Source organism: Aeromonas sp. INTO2, from assembly GCF_049860605.1.
Taxonomy (GTDB): Bacteria; Pseudomonadota; Gammaproteobacteria; order Enterobacterales; family Aeromonadaceae; genus Aeromonas; species Aeromonas caviae.
On the sequence record NZ_CP187588.1, the window covers coordinates 2,049,427 to 2,064,176 of the forward strand.

The 14,750-nt window shown below is 65.3% G+C and carries 12 protein-coding genes; 10 read left to right on the forward strand and 2 right to left on the reverse strand.

Features of this window, described 5'->3' with window-relative positions:
• Positions 1-50 precede the first annotated feature (50 nt).
• Both fadJ and fadI read right to left on the reverse strand, forming a co-directional pair.
• Positions 51-2,198, reverse strand: coding sequence for a fatty acid oxidation complex subunit alpha FadJ (gene fadJ, locus ACPW74_RS09720; RefSeq protein WP_160837789.1), 2,148 nt, complete (start codon positions 2,196-2,198; stop codon positions 51-53).
• Positions 2,198-3,508, reverse strand: coding sequence for an acetyl-CoA C-acyltransferase FadI (gene fadI, locus ACPW74_RS09725; protein ID WP_323916938.1), 1,311 nt, complete (start codon positions 3,506-3,508; stop codon positions 2,198-2,200). Before fadI ends, fadJ begins: the two co-directional genes overlap by 1 nt.
• Positions 3,509-3,691: 183 nt before the next feature.
• On the opposite strand from fadI, the gene ACPW74_RS09730 reads away from it, so the two are divergent.
• The 10 genes from ACPW74_RS09730 (at position 3,692) to ACPW74_RS09775 (ending at position 14,636) form a co-directional block, all read left to right on the forward strand.
• Positions 3,692-4,642 carry an AAA family ATPase gene (locus tag ACPW74_RS09730; RefSeq protein WP_052815041.1) on the forward strand — a complete coding sequence of 317 codons (951 nt, stop codon included), beginning with the start codon at positions 3,692-3,694 and terminating at the stop codon, positions 4,640-4,642.
• Positions 4,643-4,670: 28 nt separating this feature from the next.
• Positions 4,671-5,567 carry a DUF58 domain-containing protein gene (locus ACPW74_RS09735; RefSeq protein ID WP_160837773.1) on the forward strand — a complete coding sequence of 299 codons (897 nt, stop codon included), beginning with the start codon at positions 4,671-4,673 and terminating at the stop codon, positions 5,565-5,567.
• Entirely contained in the window at positions 5,552-6,109 is a 558-nt protein-coding gene (locus ACPW74_RS09740) for a DUF4381 family protein (protein WP_223954245.1), read from the forward strand. The genes ACPW74_RS09735 and ACPW74_RS09740 overlap by 16 nt, the downstream gene beginning before the upstream one ends.
• The gene (locus tag ACPW74_RS09745) at positions 6,106-7,068 is read left to right on the forward strand and encodes a VWA domain-containing protein (protein ID WP_052815044.1); all 963 of its coding nucleotides are present in this window, start codon (positions 6,106-6,108) and stop codon (positions 7,066-7,068) included. The genes ACPW74_RS09740 and ACPW74_RS09745 overlap by 4 nt, the downstream gene beginning before the upstream one ends.
• A gap of 21 nt (positions 7,069-7,089) precedes the next feature.
• A complete protein-coding gene (locus ACPW74_RS09750) occupies positions 7,090-8,550 on the forward strand; it encodes a vWA domain-containing protein (protein WP_425859055.1) in 1,461 nt (486 codons plus the stop codon).
• A 62-nt stretch (positions 8,551-8,612) separates the two neighbouring features.
• A complete protein-coding gene (locus ACPW74_RS09755) occupies positions 8,613-10,091 on the forward strand; it encodes a hypothetical protein (protein WP_270821258.1) in 1,479 nt (492 codons plus the stop codon).
• Between the two features lie 30 nt (positions 10,092-10,121).
• Positions 10,122-10,712: a sigma-70 family RNA polymerase sigma factor gene (locus tag ACPW74_RS09760; protein WP_270821254.1), complete on the forward strand. Its 591-nt coding sequence runs from the start codon at positions 10,122-10,124 to the stop codon at positions 10,710-10,712.
• Positions 10,705-11,448, forward strand: a complete 744-nt coding sequence (locus ACPW74_RS09765) for a DUF3379 domain-containing protein (protein ID WP_270821255.1) — start codon at positions 10,705-10,707, stop codon at positions 11,446-11,448. Before ACPW74_RS09760 ends, ACPW74_RS09765 begins: the two co-directional genes overlap by 8 nt.
• 408 nt (positions 11,449-11,856) lie before the next feature.
• Positions 11,857-13,128, forward strand: coding sequence for an outer membrane protein transport protein (locus ACPW74_RS09770; protein WP_045524818.1), 1,272 nt, complete (start codon positions 11,857-11,859; stop codon positions 13,126-13,128).
• 251 nt (positions 13,129-13,379) lie between these two features.
• A complete protein-coding gene (locus tag ACPW74_RS09775) occupies positions 13,380-14,636 on the forward strand; it encodes an outer membrane protein transport protein (RefSeq protein WP_425859058.1) in 1,257 nt (418 codons plus the stop codon).
• The last annotated feature ends 114 nt before the right edge of the window (positions 14,637-14,750 follow it).

Genomic DNA, 14,750 nt, shown 5'->3' on the forward strand with positions numbered 1-14,750 from the left:
AGCGAGGCGACCTTGGGGTCGCCTCGCTCGATGCATGCCGTCGAGAGCCATCAGTAGAAGGTCTGCTGCTCCGCCGCCATCGCTTTCAGCCGCGCACAGGGGGCGAAGCGGTCGCCAAAACGCTTCTGATGGTGCTCAAGGCGCCCCACCAGATAGTCGATGCCGAGGCTGTCCATGTAGCGGAACGGACCGCCCAGGAAGGGAGGGAAGCCGATGCCGAAGATGGCGCCGATGTCGCCGTCCCGGGCCGAGGCCACCACGCCGCCATCCAGGGCCATGGCTGCTTCGTTGAGCATCAGCAGCACGCAGCGCTCGGCGATCTCCTGCCTGGCAAGCTTGGCCTGGGGCTTGACGCCCAGCACGTCGTAGACGCTCGCGTCCACCGTCTTCTTGCCCTCCTTGCCGGTGAGCTTGTTGCGCGGGGCCGCCTTGCCATAGAGATAGAAGCCCTTGCCGTTCTTGCGCCCCTTGCGATCGTCCTCCAGCAGCTTGTCAAAGGCCTTGGGCGCCTGGAACTGCTCGCCACCCAGCTCTTTTTCGAGGATGGGGGAGATCTTGGCCCCCACGTCGATCCCCACCTCGTCCAGCAGGGTGATGGGGCCGACTGGAAAACCGAAGTCGAGCAGAGCGCCGTCCAGTACCTCCACCGGCTCCCCTTCCAGCACCAGGCGCGCCGCCTCGTTCATGTAGGGCGCCAGGATGCGGTTGACGTAGAAGCCCGCCTCGTCCTTCACCACGATGGGGGTCTTGCCCTGGGCCCGGGCGAAGGCCAGGGTGGTGGCCACCGTCTCGGCGCTGGTACCCGCGTGGGGAATGATCTCGGCGAGCGGCATCTTGTCCACCGGGCTGAAGTAGTGCAGCCCCACCACCCGCTCCGGATGCGTCGCCGCCGAGGCGATCTGGTGGATGGGCAGGGAGGAGGTGTTGGAGGCAAACACGGTGTGCTCGCCGCACTCGCGCTCCACGTCCTGCACCATCTGGTGCTTGAGGTTGATGTCCTCGAACACCGCTTCCACCACCATGTCCACCCGGTGGAACCCGGAATAGTCCAGGGTGCCGGTGAGCAGGCTCATCTGTTTCTCCAGCTCACTGCGCAGCAGTTGGCGACGCTTGAGCTTCCTCGCGAGGAGGTCGTAGCTGTAACGCATGGCATTGCCGATGCCGGCGCTCGCCACATCCTTGATCCGCACCGGCACCCCCGCCTTGGTGGCGGTGACGAAGGCGATGCCGCCCCCCATCAGGCCGCCCCCCAGCACGGCGGCATGACCCACCTTACGCGGCTCGGCCCCCTGATAGCTCACCTCTTTCTTCATCTCCGTGGTGGCGAAGAAGAGGGAGCGCAGGGCGGCGGATTCCGGCGTCATCACCAGCTCGCCGAAGTGGCGGGCCTCGGCCTGCAGGCCGGCCTGCATCCCCTCCTCCACGCCGATGCGCACCACCTCGATGATACGCTCCGGCGCCGGGTAGTTGCCCCGGGTCTTGGCCTTGACCCCCTTGCGGGCCTGATCGAACAGCACCTTGCGACCAAATTTGTTGGTCTCCAGCACCTTGCCCTGCAGATCCCGTTTCAGGTGGTGGCGCGGCTTGCCCTTCTTGGCAAGCTTGATGGCGGCCTCCAGCAAAATGGACGGGGGCACCATGTCATCCACCAGCCCGAGCTTCCTGGCCTGTTTGGCCCGCACCTGCTTGCCGGTCAGCATCAGATCCAGTGCCTTGGCCACCCCGATGAGGCGCGGCAGGCGCTGGGTTCCGCCGGAGCCCGGCAGCAGGCCGAGCTGCACTTCCGGCAGGCCCAGCACGGTTTTACCGTGATCGGTCACCACCCGGCCATGACAGGCGAGCGCCAGCTCCAGCCCGCCGCCCAGGCAGGGGCCGTGAATGGCGGCGATCACCGGGATCCCCAGGGCTTCGATCTCGGCGAACACGTCCTGTCCGGCCCGGGACAGCGCTTCGGCATCCTGGGCGCTGGTGCAGGCCGCCAGCATGGCGATGTCGGCCCCGGCAACGAAGGAGTCCTTTTTGCCGGAGATGATCACCAGGCCAATCAGATCCCCGTTCCCCTTTACCTCGGCCAGCAGAGTGCGGATCTCGTCCGCAAAGGAGGCCTTCAGGGTGTTCATGCTCTCACCGGGCACATCCATGGTGAGGATGCCGATGCCGTCTTTGCGAATATCCAGAGAAAAAGTCTTGGCACTCATCATTCCACCTCCAGCACCATGGCCACACCCAGCCCACCCGCCGCACAGGCGGTGTTGAGCCCCAATCCCCCACCCCGGCGCCGCAGTTCATGCAGGGTCTGGGTGATCATGCGCGCCCCGGTGGCGGCAAAGGGGTGACCAAAGGCCAAAGAGCCGCCGAGCACGTTGAACTTCTCCATGTCCACCTCGCCGATGGCCTGATCCCGGCCCAGCTTGTCACGGGCAAATTCGGCGCTTGCAAACATCTTGAGGTTGGCCAGCGTCTGGGCGGCAAAGGCTTCGTGCATGTCGATGAGGGTGAGATCCCCAAGGGTGATGCCGGCACGGTCCAGCGCCAGCGGCGTGGCATAGGAGGGGCCCATCAGCATGTCCTGCCAGACATCGATGGCGGAGAACGCGAAGCTGCGGATGTAACCCAGCGGCTCCAGACCCAGCTCGCGGGCCCGCCCTTCACGCATCATCAGCACGGCGGCGGCGCCGTCGGTGAGCGGGGTGGCGTTGGCGGCGGTCACCGAGCCGTGAGCCCGGTCAAACACCGGTTTGAGCTTGGCGTAACTCGCCAGTTCGGAGCTTTCGCGGATGTTGTTGTCCCGCTCCAGCGGCGACTTGTAGGGGGGCACGTGGGCGGTGAACACCTCGCCACTCAATTTGCCCTGGGCCCAGGCTTCGGCCGCCAGGGTGTGGGAGCGGTGGGCCAGCGCATCTTGCGCCTCGCGGCTGATCTGGTGGGTCTTGGCCATCTGCTCGGCGGTCTGCCCCATGGAGAGACCGGTGGAGTACTCGGCCACGGCCGGGGGCACCGGCAGCAGGTCCTTCAGGCGCAGACGGCGCAGAATATTGAAACGCTGCTGGAGGTTGCGCGCCTTGTTGAGATCCACCAGGGCGCGGGCCAGAGACTTGCTGACCCCGATGGGCAGCACGGAAGAGGAGTCGGCACCGCCGGCGATGGCGATGTCCACCGTGCCGGCCATGATGGATTCGGTGACATTGGCCACCGCCTGGAAACTGGTGGCGCAGGCGCGCGACACGCTATAGGCATCGGTGCTGACGCTCATGCCGGTGCCGAGCACGATCTCCCGGGCGATGTTGGGCGCTTCCGGCATCTGCACCACCTGGCCGAACACCAGCTGGTCGATGAGCTTGGGGTCGAGATCGGTGCGGGCGAGCATCTCGCTCACCACCAGTTTGCCCAGATCCACCGCAGGCACGCCGTGAAAAGCGGTGGCCTGCTTGGCAAAGGGGGTGCGCAGACCCGCCACGACGGCTATCCGTTCGCCCTGGCGAGTCGTCAGTTTCAATGGCTGTTTCATCCTGGCTCCTTGGGTTAAAAAGGCAGAGGTCTGACCTCATTGCGCCACATCTTAACAATCCAATCACAACTTTCATACGGCTGATTGAAACTAAATTGTCCCCATCTTGCCACCCTCCCTCGCCCTTGTGAGCCAACTGGGGTATAAAAAGATCAACTTCCATAAAAACAACGGGTTTATCGCATGGCAGCGGCCGAGTTCAGAGCACTTGGAGACTATCTGGGCAGCCAGATCCTGGGACAGGGCCCCCTCATCGAGGGGCTGCTGATCGCCCTGTTATGTGAAGGACATGTGCTGATCGAGGGGGCCCCCGGTCTTGCCAAGACCCGGGCGGTCAAGGCGCTGGCCGGCGCCGTGGAGGGGCGCTTTGCCCGTATCCAGTTCACCCCGGATCTGCTCCCTGCCGATCTCACCGGCAGCGAGGTCTTCCATCCCCAGGATGCGAGTTTCGTGTTTCAACCCGGCCCCCTGTTCAACCACCTGGTGCTGGCGGACGAGATCAACCGGGCGCCGGCCAAGGTGCAGTCCGCCCTGCTGGAGGCCATGGCCGAGCACCAGATCACCGTGGGCAAGAAGAGCTGGCGCCTGCCCTCCCTCTTCATGGTCGCCGCCACCCAGAACCCCATCGAGCAGGAAGGGACCTATCCCCTGCCGGAGGCCCAGCTCGATCGCTTCTTGCTCAAGCTGCTGGTGGATTACCCCAGCCCCGCCATGGAGCTGGCCATCCTTCAACTCAACGCCCGTGGCGACGCCCTGCCGACGCCGCCGGTCACCCTGAGCCAGTCCGACTTGCTGGAAGCCCGCACCGCCGTTCAAGGGGTACAGATGCAGGGGCGCCTCGAGCACTATCTGGTGCAACTGGTGTGCGCCACCCGACCCGGCAGCGGCCTGTGCCCCGAGTTGGAACCCCTCATTGCGGTGGGTGCCAGCCCCAGGGCCAGCATCGGCCTCGCAAGAGCCGCACGGGCCCGGGCCTGGCTCGCCGGGCGCGACTTCGTATTGCCCGAAGACATCCAGCAACTGGCGCCAGCCGTGCTGCGCCACCGCCTCATCCCGAGTTATCAGGCGCTGGCGGACAACCTCGATAGCGAGGCGCTCATCACCCTGCTGCTGGATGCCATTCCATGCCCCTGAACCGACCCCCACAGGCAGCCCTGTCGCCATGACCCCCGTCGCCGAGCCCCGGGATCACCCCGACATCGCCCTCACCCTCGAGCGGCTGCTGGCGGTGCGCCTCTGGACGCGCCAGAGCGAACGTGCCCGCATTCATCAGGCGGCCCAGGGGCGTATCGGACGCCAGCCCGGGCTGCATTTCAGGGAGCTTCGCCTCTATCAGGCCGGTGACGAGGTGCGTCACATCGACTGGCGGGTCACCGCCCGCCTCGGCCGCCCCCACACCCGCCTCTACGGGGAAGAGCAGGATCAGGCCCACTGGTTGCTGCTGGATCTCTCACCCGCCATGTACTTTGGCTCCCGCGCCCAGCTCAAGGCCCGCCTTGGCTGCGAGCTGGCCGCCGCCCTGCTCTGGCAGGGGGAGAAACAGGCCAATACCTTGATCTGCCAGGGCGCAGCCCCCCACACAGAGCACCAGCGCGGCTCTCTCATGCCTCTGCTGGAAGCGCTCTGCCGCCATTACGAGGCAGGGCTGGATCGCGCCCCCCCACCCTGGACGCTGGCCCAGACCCTGGCACGACTCACCCTGCCCCACGGGGCCAGATTGACCCTGATAAGCCATCACCAGGCACCGGACCAGGCCCTCTGCCAGCAGTTGCAACGCCTTCGCCTGCGCCACGATATCCACTACTGGCAGATCCGCGATCCCCTGGAAGCCGCTCTGCCCGAGCAGGGCGGCGGCCAGCTGGCAGTGCAGGCAGGCAGACACAGCGGTTGGCTCGCGGGAGAAGACCCCCGCTTTCGCGCCCGCTACCAGAGGGCGGCCGACGAGCAGGCCGAGGCCTGTCGCCAGCAGTTGCTGCCCCTGGTGACGCGCCTCTATCGCCTCGACAACGGCGCCACCCTGCAACGCCAGTGGCAGGAGGGCGGATGCCGTCTGTTTTGAGGGGGGAGCAGGGCGTGCCCGCACCGGATGCATATCGCCAGCCCTCGTCCAGCGAGGCCTTGCAAGCCATTCGTGCCGAGCTGCGCGACATCCACCAAGGCCCCGCTCTCGAGCCTGCACAGGATCCTCGCCTGATGGCCCTCGGTGGGCTGCTGATCGCGGCGATCGCCGCTTGCCTGATCGCCATGACGGCCCTCACCCTGTGGCGCCAGCGCCACTGGGCGCATCGGATAGACTGGCAGGCCGACGATCTCGTCCCCAGGCTGCAGGATGCCCTGCGAGAAGCGGCCATGGCCCGCTGGCCCGAGGCGGCCCCCCTGCAAGGGGAGGCTTGGCTCGCCTGGCTGGACAGCAAGGGGGGGAGCGATTTTTCCCGGTTTGCCGCCCAGTGGCCGCTCTGGCTCTATGGGGGCAGAATGCCCGATGAGGCGCAGCGCAAAAGATTGCGCCTCGCCTATCTCGCCTGGGGGCGACGCTGCGTCAGCGCGCCGCGATTCCCGACAAGCAAGCGAGGGGCCCCTTCCCCGGAGGGTACGCGATGATCCTCGCCTGGCCCTGGTTTTCCCTCGCCCTCGCCCTGCCGCTGCTGGTGCGCTTCGGCCTGCCTCCCATGAAGGGGCGCAAGGGAGGAAACCAGCTCGTTCACGGAGGTTTTCCCCTGCTCCGGCCCCAGGCGGGGCAGCCCTTGTGGCGCATGATGCTCTGCTGGTGCGCCCTGGTACTGGCCCTGTGCCGCCCCCAGTGGCAGGAGCCCCCGATCATTCACTACCAGAGCAGCCGAGACCTCATCCTGGCGGTGGATCTCTCCGACAGCATGCGCACCCAGGACATGCTGGATGACGGAGAGCAAACGGACAGGCTTGCCGCGGTGCGCCAGCAGATAAGCAACCTTGTCGCCTCCCGCCCGGGGGATCGAATCGCCCTGGTCGTCTTTGCCGATCACGCCTATCTGCTCTCCCCCCTCACCCAGGAGACCGGGGCCCTGCTCACCCTGGCCAGGGAGCTCGATTTCGATCTGGTGGGGCGCACCACGGCCCTGGGGGAAGCCATCCTGCTGGCACGCCAGCACGCCGACCCCACCCGCCCCACCGCCCTGCTGTTGGTGACGGACGGCCGCAATACCTCGGGCAATGCGGATCCCCTGACCGAGGCCAGGCTCGCCGCCAAAGCCGGCATCCGTCTCTATACCCTGGGGGTGGGCGCCGACCCCGACACCTTCGCCGCGCCCGCAGGGGACGCCGATCCCAGTGCCGAACTGGATGAAGCCCTGTTGCAGCAGCTGGCGACACTGGGAGGAGGCCGCTATTTTCGCGCCCGCAACCGGGGCGATCTCGCCGCCATCAACCAGGCCATCGACACCCTGGAGCCCCTCGCCCGGCCCCAGATCCTCTCCCGGCCCCACCAGGAGCTCTACCCCTGGCCACTGGCCCTGGCCTGGCTGCTGCTCTGCTGGCCAGCCCGCTGGCACATCCCCCTGTCACACAGGCCATCCCATGAGTAGGCTGGTCATGACGGTGACACCATGGAGCTGACCTTGCTGCGCCCCCTCTGGTTGCTAGCCCTGATCCCCTGGCTGTGGCAGGGGTGGCGCCGCCGCCGCGATCCCGGCTTGCTCTCCCCGGCCATGCAGGCCTATCTGCTGCCGAGCCGCCATCGGGCCATCCCCTGGCGCTGGCTTGCTTGTCTGCCGGTGATCCTGGCGCTCTCGGGCCCCGCCCTGCGCCAGCAGAGTCTCCCCATGCCGAGCCCGGCCCTCGATATCTGGCTGCTGGATCTCTCCGACTCCATGCTGGCACAGGATCTGGCGCCGGACCGGGCAACCCGGGTGAGGCTGGGATTGCAGGAGATGCTGGCCGACATAGCGCGGCAGGATGCGCCCCATCCCATCGCCCTCATCCTGTTTGCCGGGGATGCCTACCTCGCCATGCCTCCCACCCGGGATCATCAGGCCATCGCCCTGCTGCTGCCGGACCTGCGCCCGGCCATCATGCCTGTCCAGGGCAGCGCCCCCGAGCGCGCCGTGGCCCTGGCCCTCACCCTGATCCCGCCGGGCCAGTCCGCCCGTCTGCTGCTCGTGACCGACGGCCTCTCCGGGACAGCGCGCGATCGCATCGCCGCCCTCTGGCCCTGCCTCAACGACCTGTTCTGCAAGGCAGGCTCGGCCCCGCGGCTCGACATCCTGCTGGCCAGCGGGGGCAAGGAGACCCGGCAGCCCGGCGTGGCTGCCGAGCGCTGGCAGCTCGGCAGCCCGATCGGCCACACCTTGCCGGCGCCCGACGAGGAGGCCATGGCCGCCCTTGCCGCCAGTACCGGAGGCAGGCTGGCCTGGCTTGATTCCGGCCTGCCCCGCTTTGCCCCCCTGCCCATGGGCCAGGCCCTGACGCAGGGGCAATCCCGGGATCTCGGCCCCTGGCTGCTCATCCCCTTGCTCCCCCTGGCGCTGCTGGCGCGGATCGGCGCCCACTGGCTGCTGGTGATCCTCGTCATTGGCTTCGCGCCCCCTTCCCTGCAGGCGGCCTCCCGACAAGATGAAGCAGGCTGGCAGGCTTATCGCCAGGGACACTATCGGGAAGCGGCCAACGCCTTCCAGGATCCGGTCTGGCAAGGCAACGCCTGGTATAGATCCGGGGATTACGCCAGGGCCGTCGCCGCCTATGGCAGGGCAAACAGCGCCACCGCCCACTACAACAGGGGCAATGCCCTGGTCTGGCTCGGGGATCTTGCCGGCGCGGAGCAGGCCTATCTGAGCGCCCTTCGCCTTGAACCTGGGCACAGGGATGCCTTGCACAACCTGGCCCTGCTGCGGGCCAACCCGCCGCAGTCGGCGCCCTCGGCAAATGCCCCGGAGCAGGCCGACACTCCCGACCCCGCTCGCGCCTCAGCGGCTCCCCGCCCCCCGGCGCCCCCCGTGCTGCTGCTGGAGCAGCGCCTTCGCAAGGAGGCCCTGCGCCGCCCCCTGCTCAAGGTGGAGGAGCCCTGGTGATCCTCGTACTGCGCTTGCTCTCCCCCCGGTTCGGCTGCTGGCTGCTGCTCGCCCTGTGCGCCATGCGGGTGCAGGCCGCCCCTGTCGAGGCCGAGCTGTTGCCGGGGGCGAGCGAGCGCGACTGGCTGCTCGTCATCGAAGCCGACGGGCTGCACCGCGATGAGGATCTCAACCTGCAACCGCTGCTGCGCCAGTTTGCGGTCGGGCGGGTCAGCATACAGCGGGTCAGTGCCCAGAGCCGCAGCCTGACCCGCTGGCAGATCCCCCTGCACCTGCTCGATACCAGCCCGCGCCAGGTGCCCTCCCTGCCCCTTGGCGCCGATCTCACCCCCTCCCTGGCGGTGCCGACACGTTCCCTGGACGGCACCCTGATGCCGACACAAGACCCGGTATTCTCTCCGGTCGAGCTGCAGGCCCGGGTGCTCCATGAGGGGAATCTCTACCCCGGCCAGCCCTTCATCTATGAGCTGACCCTCTGGCTGCCTGCCAACCTGGAGGCCCCCAACCTCGGCGAGCCCATCACCCCGGCCTTTACCATTCGCCGCCTTGGCGAGGACCGCTGGGACTCTCCCACCAGTCCCGGCCTGCCCGGGCGTCTCACGCGAAAATGGCTGCTGCAGGCCAAAGGACCCGGGCTCCATCCCGTCGAATCCCCCCGCTTTCAGGGGCGGTTGCCGCCCCAGGACCAGGCCGGTGCGACCGCGCCGGGCAACGCGGGGGATCTGCTGTCCGCCAGGGCGGCGACCCTCTTCATCAAGGTGGACAAGGCCCCCCTGGAGCCGGTGGCGAGCAGCCTGGTGTTGCGCCAGCAGTTCAGCCCGGCCCAGGCCAGGGTGGGTGAGCCGGTGATCCGCACCCTCACCCTGGTGATGGAAGGGGGGGATGGCAACCGCCTGCCCCCCTTGCCGGCCCCGCCCCTGCCCGCCGGCCTCTCCATGAAGCCGGACGGCGAGCAGCAACAGGAGCGATTCGTGGCCGAGGGGGCGCTACGCTTCGAGCGCCAGTGGCGCCAGGCCCTGACCGCCGACGAGGCGGGGCGCTATGTGCTGCCCCCCCAGACCCTGCGCTGGTTCAACACCCAGAGCGGTCGCATCGAGGAGGCGCGCCTGCCCGCACATCCTCTGGTGTTCACGGCAAGGGAGAGCGCCACTCCCGCCTCCCCCGCACCAGGGGTCCAGTATCTCTATTGGGTGCTCCTGGCCATCCTGCTGCGGGCATTCATGCGCCGCTGGCCGCGCTGGCGCGCCTTCTATCGCCTGCAACGGGCCCTCGCCACGGGCTCTCCTGACGAGGCCAGGGAAACCCTGCTGACCTGGGCCGTCCTGCGCTGGGACACCCCCTGTCTGCATCTGGCCAGGCTGCCCTGTCACCGCGACCCCGCCATGGGGGCGCTGCTGGACGGCCTGGATCGGGCCTGTTTTTCCCCCAAGCGAGTCCCTGGCGAACACCTGCCCAGGCAGGCGCTCGCCAGGGAGTTGTGCACCTGGGAGAGCTTTGCGATAGCCTATGGTCTTCGAATACTGGCGTGGATGCGTGCATGATGCGCCCCTCATGAAACAGGACACCCCTTTATGGCGTTAGGTTTTTTCAGAAGAAAAAGGGCCGACACGGGAAAGGCTCCCTGCGCTTCTCCGGTCTATGGGGAGATGGCAGACAAACAAACCAAGTACGAAGCCCTGGTGCACGCCCTGCACGGAGACATCTACCGCTACGCCTACTGGCTGTGCCGGGATCCGCAAATCGCCGAGGATCTGGTGCAGGAGACTTTCCTGCGCGCCTGGAAGGCGATAGATACCCTGCTGGACGACAAGGCTGCTAAGGCGTGGCTCATCACCATATTGCGGCGGGAGAATGCCCGCCGCTTTGAGCGAAAGCAGTTCGATCTCGTCGACCTCGACGAGCACCCCCTGCGGGATCAGGGTGTCCTGCCAAGCGAGCAGGAGATGGAGCACGAATGGCTCAGGCGCCACATCGCCCGCCTGCCTGCCGAGTATCAGGAGCCGCTGCTGCTGCAGGTACTGGGGGGATTCAGCGGGGAGGAGATCGCCGAGCAACTCGGCCTGAACAAGAACACCGTCATGACAAGGCTGTTTCGCGCCCGCAACCAGATAAAAGAGGCCATGGAGTCTGCGAAACAACAGAGAGGACACACCAATGGATGAGCTTGAATTTCGCCGCCGGGCCATCACTCACCCCTCGGACAGGGATCCCGCCTTCCTGAAAGCCGCCGAGGCGTCACCGGCCAATCGCAAGCATCTGGACGAGATGCAGCAGCTCGAGCGCCAGGTGCGCAGCACCCTGGAAGTGGACGTACCAGCCGGTCTTGCGGAGCGGATCCTGCTCAGGCAGGCGATGGCAGCCGAAGAGGAGCAGGTGGTCTCGCTACCCGTCACTCCTGCACGCACGCAATGGCGCGCTCTGGTCATCGCGGCCTCGGTCGCCTTCCTGCTCGGCATGAGCACCCGCTGGATCAGCTGGCCTGTGGCACCGGACACCCTGTCGCTGGCTCAAGTCGCCATGTCCCACGTTTATGGGGAAGAGCCCTTCATTCATGCGGTGGATGAGCGGGTCAGCCTGCACACCATCAACGCAAAAATGGAGAAATATGGTGCCACCCTGAGCGAGATGCCGGGCATGAAGGTAACCTATGTCAACCACTGCGCCTTCTACCAGGGACCGGCCCTGCACATGGTGCTCCAGGGCAAAATGGGACCGGTCACCCTGTTCCTCGTCCCCAAGCATCTGCCACTGACGATCCAGTCCGATTTTGCAGACGGGACCCTCAAGGGGGAGATACTGCCGCTCAAGGGGGCCAACATGGTGCTCATCGGAGACATGCAGGAGCCCCTCGCCCCGGTTGCCCGCCAGCTTGAGTCACGCCTGCACTGGTCCATTTAACAGACCTTGACCCAAGCTGACTCGTCCTCCGCCTCAGCCACATCACAGGCAGACATCCTCATTGTCTGCCTGTTCATCCCCACATCCCCGCATGTTCCCGCCCATTGCCCGCGCGAAGTCACATTTCTACCATTAATTTTAAATGACTCAAATGGCACCACTTGTGCTTTATTTATCCAATAATAGATAAATCAGCCTAATAAAACGGCAAGTTGGAACAAATGATTAACACAATGGAAACTTTTATGTATTCTGCTGTCACTGGTCTGATTTCTTACCTCCTACCAGATCCATAGAATCACGCCAGCAATGAATGGGAAGAAGCTGACATAACAACAGATCATGTCGTCAATAGCCGCCAAAGAGCCGCGATGTCGACAGAAAATCTGCTTACAAAGAGAGAACACTATGACAACTGCCTTTTTCAAGAAAAGCCTGATCGCTGCGGCCGTGACCCTGGCCAGCACCCAGACCTTCGCCGCCGCGTTCCAGCTGAACGAGCACTCGGCCTCCGGTCTGGGGCGCGCCTACGCAGGTGAAGCAGCCATCGCCGACAACGCGGCCGTGCTGTCCCGCAACCCGGCGGCCATGACCACCTTCGACAAGATGGCACTGTCTGTATCCGGCACCTATATCAAGCCCGACGTGGACGTGGCTGGCGACATCTATGCCGGCTCCACCAAGCTGGCTCCGTCCAGCGAGAGCGACATCGCCCCCGATGCCTTCGTGCCGGCCACCTACTTCATCCAGCCCCTGAACGATCAGTGGGCCTGGGGGATCGGCCTCTTCTCCAACTACGGCCTCTCCACCGAATATTCCAAGACCTTCGCGGCCGGTGCTGGCGCCGGTGACACCGAGCTGCTGACCTTCAACATCAACCCCAACATCGCCTATCGCATCAACTCCAGCTTCAGCGTCGGTGCCGGCATCAATGCCGTCTACGCCGCCGCCGAGCTGAACCGTTATGCCGGTGCGCTCTCCGCTGCCATTCCAGGTGCCAACTCCGATACCCGTCTGGCTCACCTGAAGGGCGACACCTGGGGCTTTGGCTGGAACGTCGGCACCCTGTACGAGATCAACGACAACAACCGTCTCGCCCTGACCTACCGCTCCCAGGTGGACTTGAGCTTTGACGGCGACTTCCAGGGTGCCACCTCCGGTAACCGCGTCGTCGATGGCAACCTGAAACTGGATCTGCCGGCCCAGGCCGAATTCGCAGGCTACCACCGCCTGAACCAGCAATTCGCTGTCCACTACTCCGTGAACTGGACCGACTGGAGCGCCTTCCAGGAGCTCAAGGCCACCAGCAGCAACTGCGCCGGCGGTGTCTGCCTGCAAAAAGACGAGAAGTTCAAGGACTCTGCCCGTTACGCCCTGGGCGGTACCTGGTACGTCAACCCGTCCTGGGAAGCCCGTATCGGCTTCGCCTACGACAACAGCCCCATCGAGCCGGAATACCGCAGCCTGAGCATTCCTGACTCCGACCGTATCTGGTACAGCGCCGGTGCCACCTACCACATCAACCCGGACATGAGCCTCGACTTCGGCATGGCCTATCTGGACGGCAAGGAAGTGGACGTGAACGAAGGCCTGCGCAACCACAGCGATGCGCTGCGCTGGAAGGGCACCTCCCATGGCAACGCCCTGCTGGCTTCCGCCCAGTTCAACATGAAATTCTGATTTTCACGTCATCATCGAGAGCGCCCCAGGGCGCTCTTTTTTTATCCAATTTCGCCAATTGAGCGCACAGCTGTAGTAAACAACTGTACTCTTTTCTTTTTTTATCAAGCTGTTATGGGTATTTCTTTCAGCATTTAATCCCGTTTTGCCGCACGTTCCCCTCTCCCCGTTGCCTTGCTGGTCATACCATATAAAATCCCGGCCCCAACCGAATAACAGAATGAACACCCAGTTCATCCCGAGGAAAGACCATGCATCCGACGTTCAACCCCTCCCTCATAGCCCTCTTGCTGCTGTCGAGCCAGGTACAGGCTGCCGGCTTCCAGCTCGCGGAGCAATCCGCCACCGGCATGGGGCGTGCCTTCGCGGGTGAAGCCGCCATCGCCGACAATGCCAGCGTGCTCTCCCGCAACGCCGCCGCCATGACCCGGTTCGATACCCTGGCCTTCTCCGGCGGCGTCATCCACGTGCACCCCGACGTCAACATCGAGGGCACCACCCGGGTGCCTACCACCCTGGGGCCGGTCAGTCTGGATGCCGGAGCCCACGACATTGCGGGTGACGCCTGGGTGCCCAACGCCTATCTCATCGTGCCCCTCAGCGAGCAATGGCGCCTCGGACTTGCCGCCACCTCCTATTACGGACTCGGGGTCAAGATGCCGGACAACTACAACGCCGGTCACTTCGGCAACGTCTCCGACATCAAGACAGTGGATCTGGGGGCCTCCCTGGCCTATCGCATCAACCGCATCTGGTCCGTCGGGGCCGGTCTCTCCGCCATTCAGGGGGAAGGGGAAGTGGGCGGCACTTTCCCCTCCAACAACCAGATAGCCAAGCACCTGAAAGGGGATGGCTGGGCCATGGGCTGGAACCTGGGCACCCTGCTTGTGTTGTCGCAGGCAACCCGCGTCGGTCTCTCCTATCGCCACGACGTGACCCTGACCCTCTCCGGTGACGCCATCGGCATCGATCAAAGGGGCCAGCCCTTCACCGATACCGGCAGCCTGGATCTGCCCCTGCCCGCCACCGCCGAGCTGGCTCTGTTCCATCAGCTCACCCCGGCCCTGGCGCTGCATTCGAGCATCAACTGGACCAACTGGAGCAAGTTCGTGCAGCTCGAATCCGAGCTCGACCACCACGGCACCATGCACATCAAGGAGGAGCACTGGGAAGACAGTTGGCGCTATGCCCTGGGGATGACCTACCAGCTGGCCCCCCAGTGGCAACTGCGCTCCGGTATCGCCTACGACCGCAGCCCGGTCCCGGCGGATCGCCGCACCATCTCCATCCCCGACTCGGATCGGGTCTGGTACAGCGCTGGCGTGGGCTACCAGATTGACCGTCACCTCTCGCTGGATCTGGGGCTGACCCTGATCGACGGCAAGAAGGTGGACGTGAGCGAAACCATGCAGCTCAGGCCCGGCATCCCCCAGACCACCTCCACTTTCAATGGCACCTCGGAAGGGGATGCCTGGCTCGCCGGCCTGCAGCTCAACTACCTGTTCTGACACCCCGGGTTTCCTGACAAATAGTATGCCAGTTGTTGACCTTCCCGACCGGTCGGCACTGGCATAGTGATCCGCTTCACCATAGAATCAAGCCTGTAACCATGGTGGAGAGAT